Here is a 25,217-nt window from a genome sequence, read left to right on the forward strand (position 1 = left end):
AATGTCACGCCATCAAGGCGGCAACATTGTCCCTGGCGTAGGTTTCGAAAGGACGCGGCGGCTTGCCCGTAAGCCTCTGAACGTCGTCGGTGGGCGCGGCCATCCGGCCCTCGCGCACCGGTCGGAAGAGGGTCGCGAGATACCGAGCATAGGCTTTCGGCACACCCCCCTCGCTGAGCATCGCGATGAAGGTCTCGTCATCGACCGACTTGTAGGTGATCGGCTTGCCGGTGACGCGCGAAAGAATTGCGGCGGCTTCAGCGTAGCTCAAAGCCTCCGGGCCGGTCGTGTTGAATGCCTGACCGTTGAAGACATCGCTAGTCAGCGCTGCTGTCACGCTTTCCGCGACATCGCGTGCGTCGATGAAACTGACCTTGGCATCCGCCGCGGGCACGGTGATCGCCCCGCGCCGGACGCCTTCGAGCCAATAGGTATGGAAGTTGTCCGCAAAACAATTGGGCCGTATGAGCACAAATTTCGCTCCGGTCTTTTCGACGAAGAGTTCCACCTGGCGGTAGGGAAAATCGTCATCGGCTTCGAGGCCGAGCAGGGTCATGAGGACGATCTTTATGCCACGTGCGGCTGCGGCCTGGATGATCGGCGTCAGCAGTTGGACCGGATCCAAACAGCCCGCCGGTGCGATCACGAAAATACGGTCTGCGCCATCGAGGGCCCGGCCGTACGTGGAACACTCCCGATAGTCAAAGGCCACGGCCTCGGCGCCCGCCGCCGGCAAGCCCTTCCGGCTCGCAGCCTTGACGCGTTCGCCCTTCGCGGCGAGCGCTCGCACCACTTTGCTGCCGACCGACCCATTGGCGCCAACCACCAGAATTTTGCCTGCCATTTCTCGCCTCCCTAGGTATACTTATGCAACCATGTTTATGGGAGAAACTAAGCGGGGGCCGGAAAGTTGCGGTAGGGAGGGCACTTTCGCCGGCTTGATCGTTCGAAGCTGCTGCGGAGTTGATGGTGAAGGAATACGACGTTTACATGCAGGCCTGCCCGACGCGGCTGGTGCTCGACCGGCTTGCGGACAAATGGGCGGTCCTCATCCTCGCGAGGCTCGACGAAAGCCCGATGCGTTTCAACAGGCTGAAACGCGAAATCGAGGGTGTTTCACAGAAGGCGCTGTCGCAGGTGCTGAAAAAACTTGAGCGCGACGGGCTCGTTCGCCGCGAAGTTTTCGCAACGGTGCCTGTGACGGTCGAATACTCGATTACGCCGCTGGGCCGCACATTGTCGACGACCGCTACGGCGCTCGCGCGTTGGGCCGAGGAAAATGTCGAAGCTGTCCTCGCCGCGCAGCAGCAATACGACCGTAGTGCCTGATGGCGACGGGGGAGGCGTGGGCGCGCAGACAGTAGCAGCCGGTGACAGGAACTTTATGCGGCGAGTTTGACACCGATGCCCCACGGATCGATGAGGCTGTGAATGTCGCCCTCCTTGCTCACTGCTATATCGAGTTCCTCAAGCTTCTGGACCATTGCTGCAAGCCTCTCCCGATCTCTGAGGCGGATCGTATAGTCGGAGAGGCCCGTCATATTGCCTTGGCGCTTCGATGCGCCGCGCGAGTTCCAGACATTGGCAGCGACGTGATGGTGATATTTGCCAGAGGCAAAGAAGCTCGCGCCCGGATAGCGCGCCATCAGGTCGAATCCCAACGCGTCTCGGAAGAATGCATCCGCCTGGGGTATATCGGAGACTTGGAGATGAATGTGCCCGATCGTCGTGCCCGCAGCGAGACCGCTCCACCCATCTTTCGGGACCTCGTCATAGAGCGTCTGCAGGTCGAGCGGTAGGGTGCTCATTTCCACCGTACCATCCGGCTTATAGGTCCACTCGGCGCGCGGTCGGTCGCGGTAAACCTCGATGCCGTTGCCTTCCGGGTCGGCAAGATAGATCGCCTCGCTGACGCGGTGGTCGGATGCGCCCTGCAGGTGAATGCCACTCTGTGCGGCATGCGCAAGCCAGCGACCGAGTTCTTGGCGATCGGGAACGAGGATCGCGTTGTGAAACAGGCCGGGCGCGCTGCGCGGCGCCTTTGCCGCGCTGCTATCGGTCGTCAGCGTCAGCAACGGACGTCCGGCGACGCCGAGCGTTTCGCCGCTCGCGCTCGTCTCGATGGGCGCAAGCCCGAGGATCCGCCGATACCAGGCGGAAACCGTCGGCAAATCCTGCACGACGAGGTGCGACCGCTCAATATAGGCCGGCATGGCGACAGCGTGATCGGCGGGAAGATGCATCATCGAATGCGACTGTGTAGTGTCTTTCATCGTCTGCCTTTCGGGCCCACAGGCCGGCCTGCGATCGCCGGTCGCGGTTTCTTGAAACCATAACCCAATATGGGCACGTGAACGCGTTCACGAAAGCTATTATATTACTTGATGTTGTGTTCGATGAACGTTGACGGTCGCAGCCGTCGCTCTACCTCATTCCTATAGCGATGTGAGTGCGAGTGTTGCGGCCGATGTGATCTCAATCAATGTCGGAGAGGCCCCTCCGCTCAACTTCGGGTCGGCACGGATGACGGAGAGCTGAGCTCATTGTCCGCCTCGTATCTCGCGCCGACCTATGAGGAAATGGTCACCTTGAATTGCTCAATCCGCTATCATCGTGATCTTGAGGATTGGCTTCATTTTCCGCACCGGCGATCCGGGAACGCAACAGAAGGAGCGTAACTGAATGTATAGGAAAATTATCGTCCCGATTGCCATGGATCAGCTGGAGCATGGCGAGTCCGTGCTCGGCATCGCCGAGAAGCTAATCAATAAGGACGGCGAGATCGTTCTCCTCAACGTCGTCGAAGACCTGAATGCCTATGCCCAGGGATATATGATCGTCGATTTTCCGCTGGAGATGATCGAGGAATCGCGCAAGCATGCGGCCAAGACGCTGGAAGCGCTGAAGACCAAACATGGCATCAAGGGCCGCATCGAAATCCGCACCGGCGGAGCGGCCGGCACCATTAACGCTCTCGCCAAGGAAGAGAACGCGGACCTCGTGATTATCGCGTCGCACCGCCCGGGGCTGATCGACTATTTCATCGGTTCGACTGCCAGCCGCGTGGTCAGCCACTGCCCCTGCGCCGTCCTCGTCGATCGGTAACCAACAACAAAAAGGCGGTGTGGTCCTGCCGCACCGCGACTCAAGGAGCCTACGCAATGGACAAGTACGCGCTTGACGATTTTCGCGAACAACTTCTACGCCGCAAACGCGAACTCTATGGCCGGCTGGTGAAGATCGAGGAAGACCTCGATCAGCCGATGAACGCCGACGTGCCGGATCGGGTCACGGAGCGGGAAAGCGACGAAGTGTTGGAGGGGCTTGGCCTTGCAGGCCAAGGCGAAATTCGCGCCATCGACGCGGCACTCGATCGAATTGCGTCAGGGACCTTTGGCATCTGCGTGCGTTGCGGCGAACAGATTTCGCCGAAAAGACTGCACTCCGTGCCGCACACGCCTCTCTGCCAGACCTGTGCGGCGGAGGTTTCCGGCCGCCCAAGGTGAAGTGTTGGACATCTTCTTTCCGGTCGGGCCACCTTCAACAGGAACTGGGACCTGCACCTTCGGCCCGCACTCCTGCTCAACGGCAAGGAATTGGCCATGCCGTCGAAGTGTCCCGCTTTGCGCCCGACGTCAGCGCAGTGTTGTAATGCGTTGCAAAATTTGATCCTTTCGCCGCATTCCTGCTCTTTGCCGGGAGAGTTCCCTATGGCACGATGAACCGATATGGGACGGAAAAAGGGGGCCTGGTTTTTCATCCTCTCGTTTACTTATCCGAATTAATTACGTGCCTAAGCGGAATCCGGAGGGGCCGCGTGGATAGCAGCGACTTCAAGTGGGACTACGACCTATCGGAGCTGATCGCCGATGGAATTGTCCACGGCATCGGGCTTTGCGCTGCGCTCGTCGGCGTTACGGCCCTGATTTTCTATGCGACCGTCTGGAGCACGTCCGGTCAGCTCGTCGCAGCCGCGATCTACGGAGCGGGGCTCGTCATTACGCTGTCGGTTTCATTCCTCTATAATCTTTATCCGGTCTCTCGAACGAAATGGTTCCTGCGGCGTCTCGACCATTCGTCGATCTTCATCCTGATCGCCGCGACCTATACGCCGTTTCTCCAGCGCGGCTGGGATGATCCGTTTCTCTTCTCGATGCTGATGGGCATCTGGGCGATCGCGGCCGCCGGCATTGCGATCAAATGCCTGCTCCCAGGGCGTTTCGACCGGCTCGCGATCCTGCTCTATCTGGCTATGGGCTGGAGCGGACTTCTTGCAGCGAAGTCCTTGTTTGCGGCATTGAGCGGAACGACCCTTGCCCTCATCGTCGCTGGCGGGATCATCTATTCGATCGGTGTCATCTTCCATATCTGGGAGCGGTTGCGTTTCCAGAACGCCATCTGGCATGGCTTCGTCGTTGCTGGTTCGGCTGTGCACTACTCGGCTGTCGTGAGCTGCATCAGCAGTGCTACCGCATCCTGATCGCCTCTATAATGCCGGTGCTGTAACACTTTGCAGCGCCGTGCGTCTTTTCAGACGCAAAAAGTCGCTGCAACGCTTTGAATTGCTGCCGCAATTCAATCGGGCGCCTGTTGGCAATTCTCCGACGGTCTCAGCGCCTCGGCCATGCGCGAGATGACGCCGTCGAAACTCGTCAGCTTGGTCTTGCGGTATTGCAGCCTGAAATAGGCGGCGCTGCCGTCACAGAGTGCTATCGCGCGCGCATAGAACACCTCGCGGTCGCGCGCACCGGAGAAGCTGGCCCAGACGGGCGTGATGCGGGAGAAGAGTATTCTCCACTGGTCCTGCTTCTCGTAACCGATGTGCTCGGCGACGTCGGTCTCGAAATCACCGTCAGACGGGTGGCTGCCGAACACCGTCAGCGTCGCCCCGTTGTCGTCCGCATGAAAGCTTGCGCCATCGCCGTTGTCCGATTGCTGGCGCATTTCGAACCCGGGCGGTATGTCGATCGTGTAGCCGAAGCGGGGATTGGCATAGGGATGCCAATCGTCCTGCGCGGCGGCGGGCGGGGCGAGGACCGCAAGGAGAGCGAATGCAAAAAAGGCACGGCGCATGCGGGCGTCCTCTCGGGTTGCTTTGACCTGCCGCTCCCCTTACAGCGCCGCGCGTTTCCTCAGATGGGTGAAGGCCGCCGTGGTTGCTCTGAGCTGCTGCATAATTTTATCCTCAAATCGATTAGAGTTTAAGGATTATCGGTAGCTTCGCGGCGAGGTCTCCCCCGCTGTTCCTGATGGAACAGTCGGCAGATGCCAGCGCCCTGTCGAGCGTCCCAGTCAGTCCTCTTCGAAGGTCATCGCGGTGCCGTTGAGGCAATAGCGCAGGCCCGTCGGCGGGGGACCGTCCGGAAACACATGGCCGAGATGGGCATCGCAATCGGCGCAGCGGATTTCCGTCCTTACCATTCCGTGCGAGCGGTCGACATATTCGGCGATCGCCTGCGGATCTACCGGTGCGAAATAACTCGGCCAGCCGCAACCTGAATCGAATTTCGTGTCGGACCGGAAGAGTGCTCGACCGCAACAGACGCATTTGTACGTACCAAATCTCTTGTTGTCGAGGAAGGGGCCGGTAAAGGGGCGTTCGGTGCCATGTTCGCGCGTAATGCGATATTGCTCGGCCGTCAGCAGCGCCCGCCATTCCTCGTCCGTCTTCTGTACTTTCCGCGTGCGGCCATCGGCCATCGTCAGTCTCCTCATCGGTAGCGGCGATTATATAAGATCACGACGGCGCGCTGCCAAACAGGCGTCCCGGATCTCCATACACGATCTCGCCCGGCTATCGCCGCAACCGTTGTGCAAAAGCCGGGAGCTGGTCAGCTTTTGCTTGGCTTTCTTCAGTATATCCGTCGCATAAGGGCAGTCGTTGTCGATTCGCTCTTGAGGCGGAACCGCCCTTCTTTTATGTGCGGTACTGGCTTGACCGCGGTTCAAGCAGTAAAGGAGCGTGCCAAGACGATGGATGTCGCGGCCCTGACATTTCTGGCCCTCGGTCTACCCTTCGTCGCGGCCCTCGTGGCGCCGGTGCTGACGCGGTTTCTTGGCCAAAATGCTGCCTGGCTTCTGGCCCTCGCGCCGGCCGCGATCTTCGTGCATTTTCTCCGTTTCCTGCCAGAGATAGCGCAGGGGGAGATCGTCACCGGCGGCTATGCCTGGATCCCGTCCTTCAATGTCAGTTTTTCCTGGCTGATCGATGGATTGTCGCTCACCTTCATTCTCCTGATCTCCGGTATCGGCGCGCTGATCGTGCTCTATTCCGGCGGCTATCTGAAAGGACACCCGCAGCAGGGGCGCTTCTTTTCGTTCATCCTGATGTTCATGGGATCCATGCAGGGCCTTGTCGTCTCGGACAGCTTCCTGATGCTCTTCGTCTTTTGGGAGTTGACGTCGATTACCTCCTTCCTGCTGATCGGTTTCGACCATGGGCGCGAGGCAGCCCGCCGCGCGGCGCTGCAGGCCTTGGTCGTAACGGGGGGCGGCGGTCTGCTGCTGCTCGCCGGGCTTCTCATCCTCTGGAATGTGAGCGGCATTACGCAGTTCTCGCTCCTGCTCTCTTTCGGCGCCGACTTGAAAGAGAGCCCGTTCTATCTCGCTATACTTCTCCTGGTGCTTGGCGGCGCGTTCACCAAGTCGGCGCAGTTCCCCTTCCACTTCTGGTTGCCGAACGCCATGGAGGCGCCGACACCGGTTTCGGCCTATCTGCATTCGGCAACGATGGTGAAAGCGGGTGTCTATCTTCTAATGCGGCTCAATCCGGTGCTCGGCGGGACGCCGGAATGGCAGATCCTGCTGCCGCTTTTCGGTGTGACGACGCTTATCGCCGGGGCGGCGTTGGCGGTGCGCCAGACCGATTTGAAGTTGATGCTTGCCTATACGACGATGTCGTCGCTCGGTCTTCTCGTCATGCTGACGGGTTTCGGCGCGCCGCATGCGATCGAGGCCGCGGCGCTCTACCTCGTGGCGCATGCGCTGTTTAAAGGCGCGCTGTTTATGGTGGCCGGCATCATCGACCATGAAACCGGATCGCGCGATCTGACGGAGGTTGGCGGCCTGCGTTCCGCCATGCCGCTGACCTTTCTGATCGCGCTCGCCGCAGCGCTTTCCATGGGCGGCCTGCCGCCCTTCTTCGGTTTCCTTGCGAAGGAGGAAATCTATTACGCTCTCTCCAGTTTCGACCGTCGCTCCATCGTCTTTGCGTCGCTAGCGATAGTCGGTAATGCCCTGATGTTCGCGGTCGCCTTCGCGATTGCTCTGAAACCCTTTCTCGGGCCGAAGCAGAGTACGCCCAAGTCCCCCCATGAGGCACCGGTCCTCCTCTGGCTTGGCCCCGCCATTCTCGCCGTCAAAGGGCTTTCCGTCGCACTGATGTCCGGAATGGCGCATCGGCTGATCTCGTCGCCGATGGCTTCGGCAATCGCCGGCGAGCCGCGAACGGTGACGATTTCGCTCGTGCCGCATGTCGGTGCGCCGCTCCTGCTTTCCGCCGTCACCGTGCTCGTTGGCGTCGTCTTCTACTTCAATCTTGCCCGTCTGCGTGGACTTATGACGGCAATCCTGGCCGATATCGGCTGGGGGCCGGACCGCGGCTTCGACCAGTTCATCGGCGGTCTCGTACGCTTCGCCGTAGCTTTGACCCGCCGGCTGCAAGCTGGGCGGTTCGAGATCTATATGACGGTCACCTTCATGCTGGTCGCCGTCGTGCTTCTGGCGGTACCGGCCTATTACGGCGAGTTGCCGCGCGCGCCGTTCTTTGCCGCCGACGTGCCGGCGCATGAGCTCGCCATCATGGCGATCGCCGTCGCCGGCCTTTTTGCCGTGGCGCTCGCCGCCGATCGCCTGACCGCGATCGTCTCGCTCGGCATTCAGGGCTTTGCCGTCGCCGTAATCTTCCTGCTCTACGGCGCACCGGACCTGTCCTTCACCCAGTTCATGATCGAGACGCTTTCGGTGGTCGTGCTGGCGCTGGTGATGACGAGGCTTCGCCTGTCACCTTCGGACCACCGCCCGCTGCGTCAGAGGGTTCCCGATCTCGCCGTCGCGCTCGCCTGTGGCCTCGGTTTCGGATTTCTTCTGCTGGCGGCCACCGGCGTGCCCTTCGACGCGACATTGACGGAGTTCTTCAATGACCATTCAAAGTCGATCGCCCACGGCGCCAATGTCGTCAACGTTATCATCGTCGATTTCCGCGGCACGGACACGCTCGGCGAAATTGCCGTCGTGATGATCACCGGCCTCGCCATTCTCTCGCTCGTTCGCCTGAGGGCAGGATCACTCAAGCGTGGCGCGGAGATGCAGCAGCCGGCTGCGGAGGAACGCGCATGAAATCGGTGATCTTCCGCACGGTCGCGCCGTTTCTGACAAGCCTGATGATGCTCTTTTCGATCTTTGTGCTGCTGCGCGGCCACAACGAACCGGGTGGCGGGTTTATCGGCGGATTGATTGCCGTATCGGCGCTCGCGATCTACGGCATCGCCCACGGGGTGGAGACCGTGCGCCATGCGATCTATTTCCACCCGATGGTGATCGCCGGAACGGGCCTCTTCTTCGCCACGGTCGCGGGCTTGATCTCCATCTTTGTCCGGGTGCCCTTCATGACGGGGCTCTGGGTCTACCCGTCCTTTATCGGCGTCGAGATCCCGCTCTCCACCCTCATGCTGTTCGACACGGGCGTTTATCTCGTCGTCGTCGGGGCTATCAGCTCGATTGCGCTGTCGCTCGAAGAGCGGGGAGGGGAGTGATGGAGGCCTGGTTCGCCCTGCTCGTCGGTATCTTTTTCACCGTTGCCGTCTATCTGCTGCTGTCGAAGTTCATCATCCGGGTGCTCTTGGGCGTCGCTATCCTCGGAAACGCCGTCAACCTGTTGATCTTCACAGCCGGCCGGCTGACGCGTGACGTGCCGCCGGTAATCGCCGGCGGAGCCGATACGCTTGTCGGTCCGGCTGCGAACGCGCTGCCGCAGGCGCTGATCCTGACCGCGATCGTCATCTCCTTTTCCTTCTTCGCCTTCCTGCTCGTTCTTTCCTGGCGGGCTTATGATGACCTTCAGACCGATAACACGGACGAGATGCGCGTTGCCGAGCCGGTGAGCGAGCCGGCGCCGCCGCTGGGATATTGACGATCCATGGCTGCTATCAGCTCTCCCCCCGCCGATCTTTCCGCTGCGCTCGTCCTCGCGCCGACGACGGCAGCCGATTGGCTGGTTATCCTACCGGTAGCCTGGTGCCTGGCGGTTGGCGCCTTCCTCGTTATGCTCCGCCGCCCGATCGGCTTTCACCCGGTCATCGCCATTGCGGGACTTGCTGGTCTGGTGCTGATCGACGGACTGCTTCTCGAACATGTGGCAACGAACGGTCCGGTGACGATGGTCATGGGCCGCTGGCTGCCTCCTTTCGGCATCGCATTCACCGTCGACCTGACCGGGGCGTTGTTCGCGCTGGCGGGGGCGCTCGTCGCATTCGCGGCCGGCGTCTTCTCGCTTGCCGATATCAACGACAGCGGCCGGCGCTACGGCTTCTATCCATTTTTGATGCTGTTGATGGCGGGGGTTTCCGGAGCTTTCCTGACGGGAGATGTTTTCAATCTCTATGTCTGGTTCGAGGTGCTGCTGATCTCGTCCTTCGGTCTGCTGGTTCTCGGCTCCGAACGCGAGCAGATCGACGGCACCGTCAAATATGGATTCCTGAATCTTGTTGCGACGACGCTTTTCCTGACCGCCACAGGATATCTTTACGCGATCTTCGGTACGCTCAACATGGCTGATGTCGCGCGCAAGGCGGAAGCCCTGCGCGATAGCGCTCCGCTGATGACGCTGACGGCGCTCTATATGCTTGCCTTCTGTATGAAGGCGGCGGCCTTTCCGGTGAACTTCTGGCTGCCGGCCTCCTACCATACGCCGCGCGTGGTCGTATCGGCGCTCTTTGCCGGGCTGCTGACCAAGGTCGGCATCTACGCGCTGATCAGGGTGATGGTCATGCTTTTCCCGGTCGAGAGGGAGGAGCTGAGCTTCGTTCTGGCGCTCGCCGGGGCGGTGACGATGATCGTCGGTGTTCTTGGCGCGCTGGCGCAGACGGATTTTCGCCGCATCCTCGGCTATCTCATTGTTTCGGGCATCGGTTCGATGCTCGCGGGCATCGCCATCGGCGGTCCCGGCGGCATCGGCGGCGCCATCTTCTACGCGCTGCATTCGATGCTGGTAATGACCGGCCTCTATTTCGCCTCGGGAATTGCGATGCGCCTTGGCGCAAGCTCATCGATTGCAACGCTCGCCGGTCTTTACCGCAAGCATGCAGGATTTGCCGCGCTCACGTTGATGCTGTGTTTCGCGGTTTCCGGCCTGCCGCCCTTTTCCGGCTTCTGGCCGAAGGTCATGCTCGTAAAGGCGGCTTTGGACATAGGCGCCTGGTGGCTTGCCGCTGCGCTTCTGCTTGTCGGCTTCCTCACCATGATCGTCACCGGCCGTCTCTTTCTCTTCGCCTATTGGCGCGAGGAGGATGTTGCGACTGGCGAGACGGCGCCGCCTTCTCCGGCAACATTGGCGCCACTTGCGGCGCTCGTGCTGCTGACGCTCGGAATTGGCCTTTATCCCGAACCGCTGCTTTCGGCGATCCAGAGCGCCGCAGCAGGGCTTGCCGAGCCGTCCGCCTATCTGAACTCGGTCTTTCCCGCAGGAGGACCGCAATGAAGTTCCTGGTGATCAATCTGATCTTCACCATTATTTGGGCTGCCATCAGCGCCAGTTTCACGCCTGCGAACCTCGTGCTCGGTTTCGCCGTCGGTGCCTTGTCGCTCTGGCTGATCCGACGCGAGCTTCAACCCGTCACCTATCCGCTTAGACCGCTGCGGCTGCTGCTTCTCACATTGCTGTTCTTCAAAGAGCTTGCCATTTCCGCAACCAAGGTCGCGATCCTGGTGCTGCGCTCGAGGATGGCGCTGAAGCCCGGCATTTTCGCCTATCCGCTGACGGTGAAAAGCGATTTCGAGATCACCTTGTTGGCCAACCTCATTACTCTCACGCCCGGCACGCTTTCGGTTGACGTCTCGGACGATCGCAAGACGCTCTATGTTCATGCTCTTGACTGCGCCGATCCCGGCGCGCTCAGACAGGACATCGCCCGCGGTTTCGAGCGACGCATTCGGGAGGCCTTCGAACGATGACGCCGGATACGGTCCTTGCCGCCGCCATCGGCCTGGCGCTCGTGCTCCTGTCGCTGGCGCTGCTGATGACGGTGTTGCGCATCATTCGCGGACCGACGTTGCCGGACCGCGTACTCGGTCTCGACATGTTGGTGGCGATTGCCATCGGCCTCATTGCGGTGATCGCCATCAAGACCGGTTTCAGCCTCTACATCGACATCGCGATCGCTCTCGGCCTCGTCGGCTTTCTGGCGACCATCGCCTTTGCGCGGTTCATCCTGGCGCGCGGCCTTGCTCCGGAGCGGGAGGCTGAACGGCTGCAAGCGGTGGCGGGCACGAAATCATCTTTGAAGCGCGGCAAGGCTGGGCAGGCGGCGCGCCGCAAACGTAAGGGAGAGCGCTGATGGGAGCGCAAATCGAGACCGCCGTCACGCTCGCGGTCGCGCTGATCCTGGTGGTTGGCGCGTCCTTCTCGTTGCTGGCGGCGCTTGGCCTTTTACGGTTTCCCGACCTCTATACGCGTATGCATGCCGCCTCGAAGGCCGGAACCGTCGGCTCGGGTCTGTTGCTCTTTGCCGCTGGTCTGCACTCGCTCGACGTCGCGGTCTTCATCCGTGCGCTTGCAGGCTTTGTTTTCTTTGTGCTGACGGCGCCGATCTCGGCCCATCTCCTGGCGAAAGCTGCGCATCAGGCGGGCTACCGGATGACGAAGCTTTCGGTGATAGATCAGCTTCCACAAGGGGAAGAGGCGCGTCGACATTGATCGGCAGCGTTTCTGTCTCTGTATTTCAGAACAGTTCTGCGGCTCACTTCAATTTTAGCAATTTGGAATAAAGTTGCTGCTGTCGGATAAAATTATGTTTGGACTTTTGGCGGATCAGTGTTAATCCAGTAAATGTAAAGTGTCGTCGTGGAAAATACTTTGAACTGAAATTCCAGCTTGGGTTGTGAAACTTGTCCGTTGCTTTGAGGTGTCGACCTTCCGATACCTTGGTGACGGATTTCCCTGTTGCAACTCGAGCCTTGATGTGCGGCAGAACAGTGGTCTCTGCCACGCGATTATCGGTCAAATCCAAGGCAGCAAGCGCTGCTGGCGGCATTTTGCACACCCCTCTGAAACAGTGTTTCAGGTTTTGTTGCTGGATTCCGATAGGAGAAAGAAATGACAGAAACTACGCTCGGTGCGAGCCATGAACTCTTGGTTGAACTGACGGCGGAAATCGTTGCCGCTTACGTTAGCAACCATGTGGTTCCGGTTGCCGAGCTTCCGACGCTCATAGCCGATGTCCATTCGGCCCTTAACAACACGACGGCTCCTGCGCCCGTGGTGGTTCCGGTCGAGAAGCCGAAGCCCGCGGTTTCGGTCCGCAAGTCTGTTCAGGACGACCAGATCACCTGCCTCGAGTGCGGCGGCACCTTCAAGTCGCTGAAGCGCCATCTGATGACACACCACAACCTTTCGCCAGAAGAGTATCGCGAAAAGTGGGATTTGCCTGCAGATTATCCGATGGTTGCACCGGCCTATGCCGAAGCCCGTTCGCGTCTTGCCAAGGAAATGGGCCTCGGACAGCGTCGCAAGCGTCGCGGCAAATGAAATCTGGGCCGGCTCTATTGCGTTGTCCCTTAAATCGGAACCGATTTAAGGGACGAAACCATGCACTTCAAAGTGCTGCAGCAATCCTGAAAAGACGCTCGGCGCTGTAGGGCCCGCCCGGTCGAGTGAGCATTTCGCGCGCACACGGATGAACAAGTGTCTGTGTGATGTGCGGTACTGCGTTGCCGAAACATGAGCCGGGCCATCAGCCCGGCTTTTTCGTGCGCACTGAATTTGGATTGTTCGCCCGGCTACGTTCCTCAGGCGTCGGGCGCCGTCAGGCCGCCAGGCGGGTTTCCGCCTCGCCCTTAATCCGGCGGAGCATCGAACGCAGACCGTTGGCGCGTTGCGCCGACAGATGCTCGATGAGGCCGATTTTGCCGAAGACGTCGAGGGCGTCGAGCTTGGCGATTTCAGACGCCCGCTTGCCGGAATAGATAGCAAGCACGATCGCCACGAGACCTCGGACGATATGCGCGTCCGACTCCCCCTCGAACGTGAGAACCGGGTCGTCCGGGTCACCGGCCGCGCGGGTTACCAGCCAGACTTGGCTCGCGCAACCCTGGACCTTATTCTCGCCCGTCCTCCAGGCTTGCGGCATTTCAGGCAGGCTTTTGCCCAGCTCGATCACATAGCGATAGCGGTCCTCCCATTCGTCGAGGAAGGCGAAGTCATCAATGATCTGGTCAAGCGACGTCATAGGCGGTCCGAATACCGGCGCATCTTGGCGAAACGACAGCCGTCCCCGCGAAAACGCGCCCTGTTTCAGCCCCGTTGCCCACAGCATGGAGCCCCAGGGTCTTGTTCACCCTCATATAGGAGATGCTGGACGTAAAGAGAACAGTCAAAGCGATTTTCAGGGCGAACGCAGGCATTCCTACTGCATGTTTCCTTAAATCGGTGCCGATTTAAGGAAACATGCAGCAATTCAAAGTGCTACAGCGACTTTGCGCATCTGAAAAGACGCACGGCGTCGTAGGTGCGGCAGCGACAGAAAAGAAGACGCTGCAAGGCGGACAGACTCGCTCCAGCCGCGCGAGCGGCTACTTGGTGGAGGCCGCTTCCGGTTCGAGGCGCTTTTCCGGAACCGGCGTGCGTTTAAAGGTGGGCACCGTTGCGTTTGGCGTTTCCGCGGACGTTACCTCCGCCAAGGGAGCGACCGTACCGGTCATAACCTTGGAGTCGGGCGTGCCGGCATCAGTCTCGGCAAATTGGGTATTCAGGAATTCATAAGCGATCCGGGCGCCTTCGCGGGCTCGATGGCCGAGAGCGACGAAGGTCTCTGTACCTTTCTCGCAAACATCGGGCTTCTGGATGCAAATCGCGCTTATATATTGGAAGGCCTCATTGGCGGCGGAAACGGTATCGCCGATTTCGACCTTCGGACCGTGCTCCAGCTTGCTCGTGCTCGAAGGATCGAGGAACGGCAGCAGTATCAGCACCAGCGAAAACCAGAACGTCGCCTTTACGAGAAACCACATGTCCTGCCCATCCTCTTTACGCCTGCCGCAGCTCCGGTCTGCTATAGCGCCACTCGCCGTTCAGGCGCGCAAGGTCACTGTAGCACTTTGAATTGCTGCATAATTTTGTCCTTAAACCGATTCCGGTTTAAGGAGTCATGGAGTAGCCGGTTTTGCCGCCATCGGCAGCTAGAGCGCGAAAGCCTGATATCCACGCTCGTTCTTCGTTCCACGCTCGGAGCCTTTCACCTTCAGCTCCGGTCATATCTTGAACTCGACTGTAGAATGGGAATCACAAGGCGGCTTTTCCAAAAACAATCGGATTTGCTTCAAAATTTAATGAAACGCCCGATTTCGATATTCGCCATGGTGATTTGTCTCGCATTTTAGTGATTGCCGTTAAGGTTCATGGCAGAGTGCCGAAGGCCAAGCCCGAAGGTCTGGGCACAGGCGTCCGCCCACCCTGCCCAAATCCTTAACAGAAACCGGAAAATCCACAAAAATCCGCTGCTTACGCCCCGTTAACCACAACAGACGAAGCTCGCCCGAATTGCCCCAAAACGGGAATTTTCGGCCTTTTGCCGTGTCCTCTCGGGTGGCCCGCTTATTCTTTCATTAAGTCGGGGATGCGAGATTCGGATCATCACGAGGCGGTCCGACAGGCGCTGCGAAACGCAGAAACGGACTTGCGATTGTCTCGCAAAAACAACAAAGGTGGCAGGGCAAGGCGTGAGTGTATTGCGTGACATGGCTGGCAAATGGACATCCCGTGCGGATGCAGCGGCCGCACCGTGGCTGCCGCGCCGCGCAGCTGGTTCCGTTGTCGCACGCCATGATTTCAAGCGGCTGCGTGCCGTCGCGGCCGTCTCGTTGACCGCCCTTCCGATCGTCCCGCTCGCTTTAGCGGCGGTATTGCCGGTTTCTGTTGCCCTGCCGGCGGGAACCGCGCTCTGGGCCTCCGCCTCGTTGTTGGCTGCTGCTGCAACTATTGCCGGCAGCCGCGTCGCGCCGATGCCGGGCCATACGGAAGCGATGCCGGCACCCGAACAGTCCGAGCTTTCTGCCGCTTACGACCTTTTCGCCGGTCTCGTGACCGTCCACGATGTGCGCGGCAACGTTCTTTCGGTTCATGGCCGCGATGCGGTCGACCATTTGAAGCTGATGCGCGACCCGAGCGGACGCGGATTCATCGAGCAGATTCACGTCTCGGATCGCATCGTCTTTCTCAGGGCAATTGATGTGTTGCGGCAGGGCGGCGCCCGATCCGCGGTCGATATCCGCCTCGAACGGCTATCGTTGCCGTCCGAAGCGGCGCAATTCGTGCACATGCGCTGCGAAATGACGCCGGTCTGTGACACGGACGGGCGGCTGGCGGCAATCGTCGCCCAATCGCGCGATGTCTCCGAAGAGGCTCGCCTGCGAGCGGAAGCCGCCGCAAAGACCGCGCAAGCCGAATCAGCAAACGATGCCAAGACTCGTTTCCTCGCCGCCGTAAGCCACGAGCTGCGCACGCCGCTCAATGCCATTCTCGGCTTTTCGGATGTCCTCTCCGGGGAATATTTCGGAAAGCTGGAGAATGACCGGCAGCGCGAATATGTGTCGCTGATCCACAAATCCGGCATGCATCTCTTGTCCGTGGTCAACACCATGCTCGACATGAGCAAGATCGAAGCCGGACGCTACGAACTGGTCCCGGAGCCTTTCCGCGTGATTGAGGCGGTCGCTGCCTGCGAGGCCATGCTATCGCATCAGGCGCGTGAAAAAGGGGTAAGATTGGTGAGCCGCGTCCACCGTTCTGTGGGCGAGGTCAACGCCGATCAGCGTGCGTTCCAGCAGATACTGATCAACCTCATCGGCAATGCCATCAAATTCACGGATGGAGGAGGACTTGTCACCGTCGATGCCGAAACCCAGGGCGCGACGCTGAAGCTCACCGTCAGCGACACGGGCATTGGCATTGCCGAAGACAAGCTGCAGATGCTTGGCCAACCTTTCGTCCAGATTCAGAATGACTATACCCGCCGCTACGAAGGTACCGGACTCGGCCTTTCACTGGTCAAAGGCTTGGTTGCACTGCACGGCGGCAACGTTTCGATCCGCAGTTCGGAAGGTGAGGGAACCGTGGTCGTGGTTTCTATCCCGTGCGACGGCTCCGGAATCGTGGACGCTGGGCGCGAGCACCTGGCGGCGCCCCTCCCGGTGGAGTTTCCGCCGCGATTGAAGGAGCGTGGCCGGGAGGACGGTGATTTCGGAAAGCACGGACTGCCGAAGGCTTTCCAGAAAGAGGGAATGGACGAGGGACATGGCTCCGCGCAAGCGAAAACAGCCTGAGCGGAAAAGGAGGGCGCAACCGCGGCCAGGCCTGGCCTTGCGGGGCTTGGCGCTCGCCGGTCGCGGCTTGGTGTTCGGCGGGAGGCTGATGGCCCGCCATCCGGTCGGTGCCGGCGGATCGGCCGCCTTCGCCATCGTCTTCAGTTTCGTCGCGGCCAACGCCATGTGGTACCAGCCTGGTGCTCATCCGTCGCCGCTTCTGCGCACGCGCGTGCCTTTGGTCAGTCCAGAGATTGCAGAACGCTTGGCGGCTGCCAACGGTGAGACGGTTCAACCTCGTAACGTGACGACCTTCGTCATTGAGCGTCAAGGCGCGGCGAAAGCGGAGAATGTCGAGGATGTGACCGCTAGCGCACCGCACGAGGCCGAGGCGGGATCGGGCGACCGAACGGAAGTCGGCTCGGGTGCCGGCTCGGCGATTATTACGGACGTCCAGAAGGAGTTGGCGCGGCTCGGCCTCTACGAGGGAACACCCGATGGCCGTAGCGGTCCGAAAACCTCGGCCGCGATTCTTCGCTTCGAGAAGCAGGCCGGGCGCATGGAGACCGGTACGGCAAGCGCCGATCTGCTACGGGGGCTGCGGACGGCAAGCAGTTCCGAGCCTGCCGCGGTTACTCCGGGCGCGCGCCCTTACGCCGATCCAAAGACGGTCCCGGCCGGCGCCGATCCGGTCGCCGCCGCAATTCGTACGGCGGAGAACGAGATGCTCGCTCCCCGTACCGAGATTCCGGTTTCGAACGAAATGGTGCTGACCATCCAGAAGGGACTGAGCAATCTTGCCTATGCCGATATCGTTGTGGACGGCGTTGCCGGCGACCAGACGCGTGCCGCGATCCGTCACTTCGAAAAGCATTACAGGCTGCCGCAGACTGGCGAACCGAACGTCAAGGTTCTCAAAAAACTGAAGGAAATCGGCGCCCTCTGACAGCTATGCGACATCCGGGTCATTTGCATACGCATGGTATGGCGTGTATCAGCCTTGAATGCGTCTGAAATCCCACATCTTCGTTTCCTCGCTGTTGCGGAGCGTCTTTGGGCGCGGCGGCTACGCGGCGGTCTTGCGCAAAGGTGCCGAAGAGGCTGGAGCGATCTTTATCCGTCAGCGCACGCGATTTGGAACTGAGACGCTTTATGCGCCGGCTCCGCAGAGTTTTTTCGACGATGCAAGTGAGCCCGGCCGCAAATTCGAGGTGCGGCTCCAGGACAAAGAGCCGGAAAACGTCGACAGCGTTCTTTCCTCGGAAATTCGCTTCGATCCGGACTGTTGGATCGTCGAAATCGAGCTCGACGACTGCGGCGATCTGTTCGAGATCACCGATGCAACCGCCGCCGGCAGATGAGTACCGCCTTCCCAGACCTCTACAGCGCCGTGCGTCCTTTTAGACGCATAAAGGCCGCTGTAGCGCGTTGAATTGCTGCATGGTTTTGTCCTTAAATCGGTTCCTATTTAAGGGACCATGCAAGACGTTGCGTGGCATCGCCTTGAACGGCAGCGGTGCGCGCTTCTTGTCGCCGGGAATCGGAGACGCGGTTTTCGGCGAAGTGGGCCTCGTGCCGCACCGGTGCTGCACCGTTTCCATCGACGCGAAGCCAGGCCTCTAGCCGTTCGAGGCTGGCTTTCCTGCCAACGCTCATGATCAGCGCCTCGGCACGGCTGCTACCGCCGAGCCTTTCCGAAAGATGCGGATAAAGGCTCTCGAGCAGGAAGCGCGTATCGTCGGCGGGAAAGTCCATTGCCGAAAGCGTTGCGGCGAGTTGCTGGCCGGAGACGTCCAGCAGAATGCGTTCGGCGAGCGCGCGGCTCGCGCCTAACGCGTCGGCAAGAGCGGTGGCAAAGAGGCTCGCTTCACCATTTCGGGCAAAGCGCACGAGCAGCGCCTGGTGAAGCTCATCGATCGGCCGGACGACACGCGACGTTCCGTTAGCATCCTGCGATCCGACACGCGCCAGTGCCTTGATCTCCTCGCGCAGCTTTTCTTCACGTGACGGGCGGTCTGAGGATGGGCTGATGGGCGTCGTCGAGTAAAGAGTGCTCGCTGCGGACCGATCCGCGTCGCCATGCGGCCGCTCCGGCAGAGTTGCGGGTTGATGGTGCTCGACCAGCGCGTCGATGACTAACGGCGATAGGTTCTCCCGGCGGGCAATCGCCTTGGCGTGAGCCGACCCTTGCCGGCGGACGATGGAAATAAGCGTCTCGTCGGAGATTGCTTTCGATCGGGTGAGAAAGATCGCGGCGATGGAAATCGGCATGCTGCCGATCAGAAGCGCAACAGATTCCGGAACCTGGGCGCATTGGGAAAGGGCGGCCGCCGCCTGACGACGGGCCTCATTGCTGGAACCGAGAAACAATGGTTCGAACAGTTCGGCGAATTGTTTCATGTCGGATTTGCGCGGAATGCGCAGACTTTCGAAGCCGGTGACTGTCGCCATCAGCACGACGTCCTTCAGCCGGCCGGTCTGCGGCCTTTCCAACTCACGAAACCGGTTCGTCACGAGATATCCTTGCACGCAAAACATTGCCATTGCCGGTGGTTCGGAACGGCACACGTCACCAAAAATAAAATTAAAACGTTAGCGTAGCATTAACTATGGACGTTGGGGCTTTATTCAGGCTTGCGGCGCGGCCGTGGCGACAGCAGGCTCCAAAATTTTCCCAATAAACATCGAGCCGGCAGCAGCGCGTCAGCCTTAAAAAGTCCACAAGCGGTTCTATTTGATCCCACAGACGGTGAAGGGCGTTATGCCCGCCGAAAGAGAAGGCCAATGCGGCTTTCCCATGGGAGATACATCTGTGAAGAATGCGTTTTTGCGGGCGGCGGCCGTATGCGCGCTGTTGCTCATGCCGGCGATCGCGGAGGCGGCGGAAGGCTTTGCCACTGCCAACGTAAATATGCGCTCGGGTCCGAGCACGCGCTATCCGGCCGTTGCCGTGATTCCGGCAGCCGAATCGGTGGAAATCCATGGATGCCTGGCGGACCGACCCTGGTGCGACGTTTCCTTCTATGGCGGCCGCGGATGGGTCGCGGGCCGCTATGTGCAAGCCATCTATCGCAGCAGCCGGGTTTATCTGGAGCCGGAATATTATCGTCCGCTCGGGATCCCGACGGTCGTTTTCCAGTTCGACCGCTATTGGGACCGCAACTACCGGGGCCGCGACTTCTATCGCGACCGCGACCGCTGGCGCCGCGGCCCGGATTGGGTCGAGGAAAACCGCGACAGCCGTGACTGGGAACGCCAGGCCGACCGCGATCGCCGCGAATGGGAACGAAGCCAGTCCAGAGAACGCCGCGAATGGGAACGCGATCGGGAACGCGTCCAGCGGGAGTGGGAAGGGGAACGCCGTGATGACGACCAATGGCGGCGTAGAGGCGATGAAGACGACCAGGGGCAACGGGACCGGCGGCGCCGCGAATCCAGGGGCGAAGATGACTCGAGAAACGTACCGGATTGTGCGGCCGGCGATTTCCGATGCGAGGAGAATTAGGAGGTAAAATGCCGGCACGAGCATCCACGAGATAGCTGGTCCTGCCCATCCGGATTCTCGCACCCGCGCCCGAGAGGCGCGGGTGCGGAGAGCTACCGCAAATGCAGAGCGGGCGGCGATTGTCGCCCGCTTTTCTTTTTGCTCGCGTCTTTCCGCCTGGGATTTTGGGCCGCCGGTAGAGGGAACCAATCCGGATGCGCTGCGTTGACATCGCGCAAAAGCAAGGAGCGAAGAAATGGCGGACAAGAATCTGGCGGCAGTTGGCGCCGAAACAGATGCCGAAACACGGACCGTAGGCGCACAGGCGGAGCTTGAAGCTCAGATTGCGGATTTGAGGACGGAGATCAGCCGCTTGACCGAAACGGTGACGGCCATCGGCAGTGGGGCGAGGGCGGTCGTGCAAACCGAAGCGGAATTGATGACGGAGCGAATGCGCGAACGTGTACGCGAGGACCCGATCTCGGCGCTTTTGACCGTAGCCGGCGTCGCCTTCCTGTTCGGCTTGCTTGCAAGACGCTGAGAGGATCGCTATCAGGCCCGTCCCGGCCAGATTGAAGATGGTTAAGGTGCTATGGCCTGAATTAAGATACCGTTAACCAGGCTATGGCTCAATCGAGGCGGGCCGGTTATGATCGGTCCCGCATCTGATGTGAACCGAAACGGAAGAGATCCGGGCAACCGGAAGAAGGAGCAAATGAGAAGGGCGCGTCTGTCCGGCCTATGTCCTGGAAAATGCGTCAGCCCGCGAGCGGGCAGGGTGAAATCTGTACGGTAGTTCATCCGTCTCATGGAAGTATGGAGACGAGCATGGCAGACGTAATCAGAATGCAGGACCGCAAGGTCAAAACACCGCGAAGGCCTCCCGTCACCTCAGGCGGCGCCAAAGTGCTGCTCTTCACAGGTATCCGCTACGAGCGTCTGGACGGCCGCGGGCCGCAGCCCAAAGCGCCGCCAGGACACCGGATCAAGCAGTAAACATTTCTTGGCGAAGAGCGATCCGTTCATCCGGGAGCGCTCGCGTCGGTGAAGGTCGCTGCGATCTTCAGAGCCGCCAACCTCCACAACCATTCCCAAGTATAACCATTCCGTTCTTGAAGATTGGAACCGGTGGCAACCGTCCGGCTATGGGTTAGCGGCGAAAGGGCTCGCAACTCGACTCGGAAAGGAAGTTGCGGACCTGTTCCTCGAAACTCCGGAGAGGCGCGAGCGCGCGAAGAACAGCATAGCCTTCCGCGTCCTTCATCTCGATCATGATCGATTGCGCCAGCGCTTCGGGCGGCGATTTACGCAGGTCGACGAGCTGGATGGGTGTGGCAACGACCAGGTCCAGATTGCCGTTGACGGCCGTCTGGTCGTTCATGCTGAAGACTTCGTTCGAGCTGCTGTCGAAAACCGAGAGCGACCAGAACGGCACGGCGCCGCGGGCGATAAAGCGCGCCGGCGTATCGGCGATCGAGAAGCTGCAGACAGCGGTGCGCAGATAAGGATCGCTGTTGTCCAGGCCTGTTGCGCCCGGCTGTGCAGTCAGCGAAAAAAAGCTGTCCATTTCCAGCAGTCCAAGCACCCGCGTATAGGCGTCCCGGCCGGTGAATTGCGGCAGGGCGAGCACGATGACGATGTGCAGGAGCGCCGCGCCGACCAGGCCCACGAGAATGGCGAAAAGCACGCTACGCATTTCCGCACCCGGTCTTGACGATCTTGGGCATGGCGAGGTCGATCAGTCCGGAAGAGCCGGCCGTCGGCGTGTCGAGCAAGGTCAGTACGAGATTGAAATTGCCCTGGTGGCGGATGGCAAGCCAGTTGTCCGGCCGAGCGAACGGTGACGCGTGGATGACGAAACTGCTGTCCTTGGAGCGCAACACCGTCCACGAATTCATTGCCGAGGGCATCTCCGGACCCGGCCGCAACGTGATCCCATCGGATGTCGTCGCATAGAGTGTCCAGAAACGGGCTGGTGGCGTGATGCCGGAGACCTCGTAAGAGCAGGCGGCCGAGAGCCGCGCGCCGCTGTCGTCGGTTGCGGCGGTAAACATCAGTCCCTCTGCACCGCCGTAGAGCAATTCGCCTGCACGAGCGCGGTGCGCCTTGGCATAGGGGTCTGCGGCGATGGTTTGCGCCTCCGGGAACGCCACCCATGGGCCGATCGCGATGGAGCCAAAACCGACCGTTGCCTTTAGCGCCCATATGGCCGAAACGATGCCGCCGCCGAACGCGACGGTCAGTGCAAGTGCGACGAGGAGGGGAATTCGGAACAACGGCGGCTCTATCGAATGATGTCTTGTTTGCCCCGCCCGCTTTGGTCTGCTCTGCGGCGATGGCGTCTGGCGTGTTCGTCAGAGAACGGACTTATGGTTGTGAAGTCAATCGCTGGTGGCATTCGCTGTGAGCCGTTTGGCAGAACCTTCCTCCGGTGCTTCGAGCACGGCGACCTTTCCATTGCTCTTCCCCGGCGTTTTGAGGGTCGGTGCTTTTTCGAGTCTCTCGCCGATCGATTTCAACAGCCGGGTCACTTCGGACGAGAGGGATCGTGGACGAACGAGCGGGGGGAAAGCGTTTTCGTCCGGCTTGGCATCCGCCACCGCGGCAGGTTTCTTCGGCGCGTCCGGAAGCGGCTCGATGCCGGGGATCGCACGGTGGTCGATTCCCTGTTCGGCATAATCCATCAGCCTCTTGAAGGTCATGGCCGGCAGCGAACCGCCGGTCATCTTGTCGGTCGACGTATAATCGTCATTGCCGAACCAGACGGCTGTCGTGTAGTCGCCCGTGAATCCGACGAACCATGCATCGCGATAGGCTTGCGTGGTGCCGGTCTTGCCCCCCGTGACGATGCCGTTGTCGAGAGCTGCTCGGCGCGCGGTTCCCATAACCGGGATCTGGGTAAGAATACGGTTCATCGAGGAGATTGCCTGCTCGCTCAGAACCCGCCGCGCTGGCGGCGCATCGCGACCGAAATCGTAGAGAATGTCGCCGTCATAGTTGAGGATCTGGCTGATACCGTGCCGTCGCGTTTGGAAGCCTCCGGCCGGAAAGACGGCATAGGCCGTCGCCTGGTCGAGCACGGTCACTTCCGAGGTGCCGAGCGGCATGGTCTTGTCGGTGCGGATGGGTGTTTCAATGCCCATCTTCTTTGCGGTTTGGGCAATGACTTCGGTGCCGAGCTTGTCCTTGGCGAGCCGGACCGGAATCGTATTGATCGATCTCGCCAGCGCCGTCATCAGGGTTACCCGGCCGGAATAGCTGCGGCCGTAATTCTGCGGCGACCAGCCGCGCCAGGTGATCGGGGCATCGACGACGACGGTCTCCGGCGTCATGCCCTTTTCCATTGCCGCCGCATAGGTATAGACCTTGAAGGACGAGCCCGGCTGGCGAAGCGCGCGGGTGGCGCGATTGAACTGGCTCTCGCCATAGTCGCGGCCGCCGACCATGGCGCGCACGGCGCCGCCGTTTTCGATCATGACCAGGGCGCCCTGTTTAACCTTGTAGCTCTCGCCATATTGCCGGAGGCTCGATTCCACCGATTCCTCGGCTGCCTGCTGCAGCCCCATGTCGATCGTCGTGCGCACGATCAGCGAATGCTGGGCAAAGGACGCGGCGATGCGTTGGACCTCCTCGAAGGCCCAGTCCAAGAAAAAGTCCGGCGCCTTGACCTGGGCGCGGTCGATCACGGTCGCGGGATTGAGACGGGCGGCAATCACCTGGCCTTCGGTCATCAATCCGCCTTGGACAAGATTGGACAGAACCTCGTTGGCGCGACCGCGCGCAGCCGGCAGGTTGACATGGGGCGCGTAACGCGCCGGAGCCTTGAAGAGCCCGGCCAACAGGGCGGACTCGGCAAGGTTGACGTCGGTGATCGCCTTGCCGAAATAGAACTGAGCCGCCGCCGCCGCTCCGAAGGTGCCGCCGCCCATATAGGCGCGATCGAGATAGAGGCGGAGGATTTCTTTCTTCGAGAGGTTGGATTCGAGCCAGACGGCGAGGAAGGCTTCCTTGATCTTGCGCTCGATCGTTCGTTCGTTCGACAGGAACAGGTTCTTCGCGAGCTGCTGAGTAAGTGTGGACCCGCCCTGGACGACGCCGCCCGCGCGGGCATTCTCGGTCATGGCGCGCATCAGGCCGAGGAAATCGATGCCCCAATGATCGAAGAAACGGCGGTCCTCCGTGGCGAGAACTGCCTTGATGAGATGATCCGGCAGTTCGTCGATCGGAACGGAATCCTCATGGATGATGCCGCGATGGCCGATCTCGTTGCCGTAGCGGTCAAGGAAGGTGACGGCGAAGTCGCTTTGCGCCCGCCAGTTGCCCTTGGTCTCCTCGAAGGCTGGCAGCGCCAGCGCCAGCATCAGCACCGCGCCCGCCGTCCCCCAGGTCATGCCTTCGCCGAGAATTTCGAAAAAGGCTCTTTTCCAGCCGCGCACACGAAAGCGGCGAAAGAAAATGGTGGTGTCTTCCCACCATTCCGCCAGCCGAAAACCTGCGTTCCACACCGTCGAGTCGATCCAGGAATCGATTCGAAGAAAGATGTGTCGCCTCTTCGGCTGATTGTCCTCTTTCCTCGGTTCCTGCACGGCTTTCATGTCCCGAAGGTTTCCTTGCGCTACGACGATATTTGCACGGCGCGAAATTCCAATCTACTTGCATATCGCGCCGTCGGCCTTAAAAAACCGGCAATTTTCTGCGAAGTTTCCATGTTGGCGTGGAAGTGACGAAAGTGTGATGAAATGGGCGAAATGCCGTTCTGGAAGACGAAGAGTCTTGACGAAATGTCCAACGCCGAATGGGAAAGCCTCTGCGACGGCTGCGGGCTCTGTTGTCTGAACAAGCTGGAGGATTGGGATACAGGCGAGATCGCCTGGACTTCGATCCGGTGCACGCTGCTCGATGGAGAGAGCTGTCGCTGCAAGGACTACGACAATCGGCAGGCAACGGTGCCCGACTGCATTCAGTTGACGCCTGAGGTGGTGCACGAGATCACTTGGCTGCCGCCGACCTGCGCCTACCGCCTGATCGGCGAGGGGAGGGATCTTTATTGGTGGCACCCGCTCGTTTCGGGGGATCCGGAAACCGTGCACGCGGCGGGGATCTCCGTGCGCGGCCGCACAGTGGCCGAGGACGGCGTCGATATCGAAGACTACGAGGATTATTTGGTCACGTGGCCCTTGGAAGTCGTAACGGAGCCGGTCAAGTAGCCGGGCGAGTCTTC

At 60.4% G+C, this 25,217-nt stretch carries 30 protein-coding genes; 19 read left to right on the forward strand and 11 right to left on the reverse strand.

Annotation, left to right across the window (positions count from 1 at the left end; translation table 11 throughout):
• Positions 1-4: 4 nt before the first annotated feature.
• A complete protein-coding gene (locus PYH37_RS16100) occupies positions 5-844 on the reverse strand; it encodes an SDR family oxidoreductase (protein ID WP_280735915.1) in 840 nt (279 codons plus the stop codon).
• Positions 845-966: 122 nt separating this feature from the next.
• On the opposite strand from PYH37_RS16100, the gene PYH37_RS16105 reads away from it, so the two are divergent.
• Positions 967-1,329, forward strand: coding sequence for a winged helix-turn-helix transcriptional regulator (locus PYH37_RS16105; RefSeq protein WP_280735916.1), 363 nt, complete (start codon positions 967-969; stop codon positions 1,327-1,329).
• 53 nt (positions 1,330-1,382) lie between these two features.
• On the opposite strand, the gene PYH37_RS16110 is transcribed toward PYH37_RS16105, so the two are convergent.
• Positions 1,383-2,273 (reverse strand): VOC family protein, encoded by an 891-nt coding sequence (locus tag PYH37_RS16110; protein WP_280735917.1) that lies wholly within the window; start codon positions 2,271-2,273, stop codon positions 1,383-1,385.
• 409 nt (positions 2,274-2,682) lie between these two features.
• Between PYH37_RS16110 and PYH37_RS16115 the strand changes: the two genes are divergently transcribed.
• From PYH37_RS16115 to trhA, 3 genes are all read left to right on the forward strand, one after another.
• A complete protein-coding gene (locus tag PYH37_RS16115) occupies positions 2,683-3,105 on the forward strand; it encodes a universal stress protein (protein WP_280735918.1) in 423 nt (140 codons plus the stop codon).
• Between the two features lie 56 nt (positions 3,106-3,161).
• Positions 3,162-3,506: a TraR/DksA family transcriptional regulator gene (locus tag PYH37_RS16120; RefSeq protein WP_280735919.1), complete on the forward strand. Its 345-nt coding sequence runs from the start codon at positions 3,162-3,164 to the stop codon at positions 3,504-3,506.
• Between the two features lie 311 nt (positions 3,507-3,817).
• On the forward strand, positions 3,818-4,480 hold the full coding sequence (trhA, locus tag PYH37_RS16125) for a PAQR family membrane homeostasis protein TrhA (RefSeq protein ID WP_280735920.1): 663 nt from the start codon (positions 3,818-3,820) through the stop codon (positions 4,478-4,480).
• A 95-nt stretch (positions 4,481-4,575) separates the two neighbouring features.
• Here the strand turns inward: trhA and PYH37_RS16130 are convergent, their stop codons facing one another.
• Together PYH37_RS16130 and msrB are read right to left on the reverse strand one after the other, a co-directional pair.
• Positions 4,576-5,073, reverse strand: a complete 498-nt coding sequence (locus PYH37_RS16130) for a hypothetical protein (RefSeq protein WP_280735921.1) — start codon at positions 5,071-5,073, stop codon at positions 4,576-4,578.
• Positions 5,074-5,292: 219 nt separating this feature from the next.
• Positions 5,293-5,700, reverse strand: coding sequence for a peptide-methionine (R)-S-oxide reductase MsrB (msrB, locus tag PYH37_RS16135; RefSeq protein WP_280735922.1), 408 nt, complete (start codon positions 5,698-5,700; stop codon positions 5,293-5,295).
• Between the two features lie 273 nt (positions 5,701-5,973).
• Between msrB and PYH37_RS16140 the strand changes: the two genes are divergently transcribed.
• Genes PYH37_RS16140 through mnhG form a run of 7 tightly spaced genes read left to right on the forward strand, consistent with a single transcriptional unit; the run spans position 5,974 to position 11,911 of the window.
• Positions 5,974-8,337, forward strand: coding sequence for a putative monovalent cation/H+ antiporter subunit A (locus tag PYH37_RS16140; protein WP_280735923.1), 2,364 nt, complete (start codon positions 5,974-5,976; stop codon positions 8,335-8,337).
• Complete coding sequence (locus PYH37_RS16145) at positions 8,334-8,753, forward strand: Na(+)/H(+) antiporter subunit B (RefSeq protein ID WP_280735924.1); 420 nt, start codon at positions 8,334-8,336, stop codon at positions 8,751-8,753. The genes PYH37_RS16140 and PYH37_RS16145 overlap by 4 nt, the downstream gene beginning before the upstream one ends.
• Positions 8,753-9,130, forward strand: coding sequence for a Na+/H+ antiporter subunit C (locus tag PYH37_RS16150; protein WP_280735925.1), 378 nt, complete (start codon positions 8,753-8,755; stop codon positions 9,128-9,130). The genes PYH37_RS16145 and PYH37_RS16150 overlap by 1 nt, the downstream gene beginning before the upstream one ends.
• A 6-nt stretch (positions 9,131-9,136) precedes the next feature.
• The gene (locus PYH37_RS16155) at positions 9,137-10,696 is read left to right on the forward strand and encodes a Na+/H+ antiporter subunit D (RefSeq protein ID WP_280735926.1); all 1,560 of its coding nucleotides are present in this window, start codon (positions 9,137-9,139) and stop codon (positions 10,694-10,696) included.
• On the forward strand, positions 10,693-11,169 hold the full coding sequence (locus PYH37_RS16160; RefSeq protein WP_280735927.1) for a Na+/H+ antiporter subunit E: 477 nt from the start codon (positions 10,693-10,695) through the stop codon (positions 11,167-11,169). The genes PYH37_RS16155 and PYH37_RS16160 overlap by 4 nt, the downstream gene beginning before the upstream one ends.
• Positions 11,166-11,552 carry a cation:proton antiporter gene (locus PYH37_RS16165; protein WP_280735928.1) on the forward strand — a complete coding sequence of 129 codons (387 nt, stop codon included), beginning with the start codon at positions 11,166-11,168 and terminating at the stop codon, positions 11,550-11,552. The genes PYH37_RS16160 and PYH37_RS16165 overlap by 4 nt, the downstream gene beginning before the upstream one ends.
• The gene (mnhG, locus tag PYH37_RS16170; RefSeq protein ID WP_280735929.1) at positions 11,552-11,911 is read left to right on the forward strand and encodes a monovalent cation/H(+) antiporter subunit G; all 360 of its coding nucleotides are present in this window, start codon (positions 11,552-11,554) and stop codon (positions 11,909-11,911) included. The genes PYH37_RS16165 and mnhG overlap by 1 nt, the downstream gene beginning before the upstream one ends.
• Positions 11,912-11,954: 43 nt before the next feature.
• Here mnhG and PYH37_RS16175 read toward each other — a convergent pair whose 3' ends face one another.
• Positions 11,955-12,248, reverse strand: coding sequence for a hypothetical protein (locus PYH37_RS16175; RefSeq protein WP_280735930.1), 294 nt, complete (start codon positions 12,246-12,248; stop codon positions 11,955-11,957).
• A gap of 62 nt (positions 12,249-12,310) precedes the next feature.
• On the opposite strand from PYH37_RS16175, the gene mucR reads away from it, so the two are divergent.
• Complete coding sequence (gene mucR, locus PYH37_RS16180) at positions 12,311-12,742, forward strand: exopolysaccharide biosynthesis transcriptional regulator MucR (protein WP_280735931.1); 432 nt, start codon at positions 12,311-12,313, stop codon at positions 12,740-12,742.
• Between the two features lie 277 nt (positions 12,743-13,019).
• Here mucR and PYH37_RS16185 read toward each other — a convergent pair whose 3' ends face one another.
• Both PYH37_RS16185 and PYH37_RS16190 read right to left on the reverse strand, forming a co-directional pair.
• On the reverse strand, positions 13,020-13,442 hold the full coding sequence (locus PYH37_RS16185; RefSeq protein WP_280735932.1) for a SufE family protein: 423 nt from the start codon (positions 13,440-13,442) through the stop codon (positions 13,020-13,022).
• 343 nt (positions 13,443-13,785) lie between these two features.
• Positions 13,786-14,223, reverse strand: a complete 438-nt coding sequence (locus PYH37_RS16190) for a DUF5330 domain-containing protein (RefSeq protein ID WP_280735933.1) — start codon at positions 14,221-14,223, stop codon at positions 13,786-13,788.
• A 726-nt stretch (positions 14,224-14,949) separates the two neighbouring features.
• Here PYH37_RS16190 and PYH37_RS16195 point away from each other — a divergent pair.
• The 3 genes from PYH37_RS16195 to PYH37_RS16205 are packed head-to-tail and all read left to right on the forward strand — an operon-like array spanning position 14,950 to position 17,873.
• Positions 14,950-16,533, forward strand: a complete 1,584-nt coding sequence (locus tag PYH37_RS16195; protein WP_280736066.1) for a sensor histidine kinase — start codon at positions 14,950-14,952, stop codon at positions 16,531-16,533.
• Positions 16,505-17,458, forward strand: a complete 954-nt coding sequence (locus PYH37_RS16200; protein ID WP_280735934.1) for a peptidoglycan-binding domain-containing protein — start codon at positions 16,505-16,507, stop codon at positions 17,456-17,458. Before PYH37_RS16195 ends, PYH37_RS16200 begins: the two co-directional genes overlap by 29 nt.
• A 58-nt stretch (positions 17,459-17,516) precedes the next feature.
• Entirely contained in the window at positions 17,517-17,873 is a 357-nt protein-coding gene (locus PYH37_RS16205; protein ID WP_280735935.1) for a DUF1491 family protein, read from the forward strand.
• A 103-nt stretch (positions 17,874-17,976) separates the two neighbouring features.
• On the opposite strand, the gene PYH37_RS16210 is transcribed toward PYH37_RS16205, so the two are convergent.
• The gene (locus PYH37_RS16210; RefSeq protein ID WP_280736067.1) at positions 17,977-19,050 is read right to left on the reverse strand and encodes a DUF2336 domain-containing protein; all 1,074 of its coding nucleotides are present in this window, start codon (positions 19,048-19,050) and stop codon (positions 17,977-17,979) included.
• Between the two features lie 274 nt (positions 19,051-19,324).
• Between PYH37_RS16210 and PYH37_RS16215 the strand changes: the two genes are divergently transcribed.
• The 3 genes from PYH37_RS16215 (at position 19,325) to PYH37_RS16225 (ending at position 20,992) form a co-directional block, all read left to right on the forward strand.
• A complete protein-coding gene (locus PYH37_RS16215; RefSeq protein WP_280735936.1) occupies positions 19,325-20,017 on the forward strand; it encodes an SH3 domain-containing protein in 693 nt (230 codons plus the stop codon).
• Positions 20,018-20,252: 235 nt separating this feature from the next.
• On the forward strand, positions 20,253-20,537 hold the full coding sequence (locus PYH37_RS16220) for a hypothetical protein (protein WP_280735937.1): 285 nt from the start codon (positions 20,253-20,255) through the stop codon (positions 20,535-20,537).
• A gap of 287 nt (positions 20,538-20,824) precedes the next feature.
• Positions 20,825-20,992, forward strand: coding sequence for a hypothetical protein (locus PYH37_RS16225; protein WP_280735938.1), 168 nt, complete (start codon positions 20,825-20,827; stop codon positions 20,990-20,992).
• Between the two features lie 154 nt (positions 20,993-21,146).
• Here the strand turns inward: PYH37_RS16225 and PYH37_RS16230 are convergent, their stop codons facing one another.
• The 3 genes from PYH37_RS16230 to PYH37_RS16240 form a co-directional block, all read right to left on the reverse strand.
• Entirely contained in the window at positions 21,147-21,692 is a 546-nt protein-coding gene (locus PYH37_RS16230) for a DUF1254 domain-containing protein (protein ID WP_280735939.1), read from the reverse strand.
• Positions 21,685-22,272, reverse strand: a complete 588-nt coding sequence (locus tag PYH37_RS16235) for a DUF1214 domain-containing protein (RefSeq protein WP_280735940.1) — start codon at positions 22,270-22,272, stop codon at positions 21,685-21,687. The genes PYH37_RS16230 and PYH37_RS16235 overlap by 8 nt, the downstream gene beginning before the upstream one ends.
• Positions 22,273-22,377: 105 nt before the next feature.
• Positions 22,378-24,591 (reverse strand): transglycosylase domain-containing protein, encoded by a 2,214-nt coding sequence (locus PYH37_RS16240; RefSeq protein WP_280735941.1) that lies wholly within the window; start codon positions 24,589-24,591, stop codon positions 22,378-22,380.
• 144 nt (positions 24,592-24,735) lie between these two features.
• On the opposite strand from PYH37_RS16240, the gene PYH37_RS16245 reads away from it, so the two are divergent.
• Positions 24,736-25,203, forward strand: a complete 468-nt coding sequence (locus tag PYH37_RS16245; RefSeq protein ID WP_280735942.1) for a YcgN family cysteine cluster protein — start codon at positions 24,736-24,738, stop codon at positions 25,201-25,203.
• Positions 25,204-25,217 lie beyond the last annotated feature (14 nt).

It is taken from the genome of Sinorhizobium numidicum (assembly GCF_029892045.1).
GTDB classification, from domain to species: Bacteria; Pseudomonadota; Alphaproteobacteria; order Rhizobiales; family Rhizobiaceae; genus Sinorhizobium; species Sinorhizobium numidicum.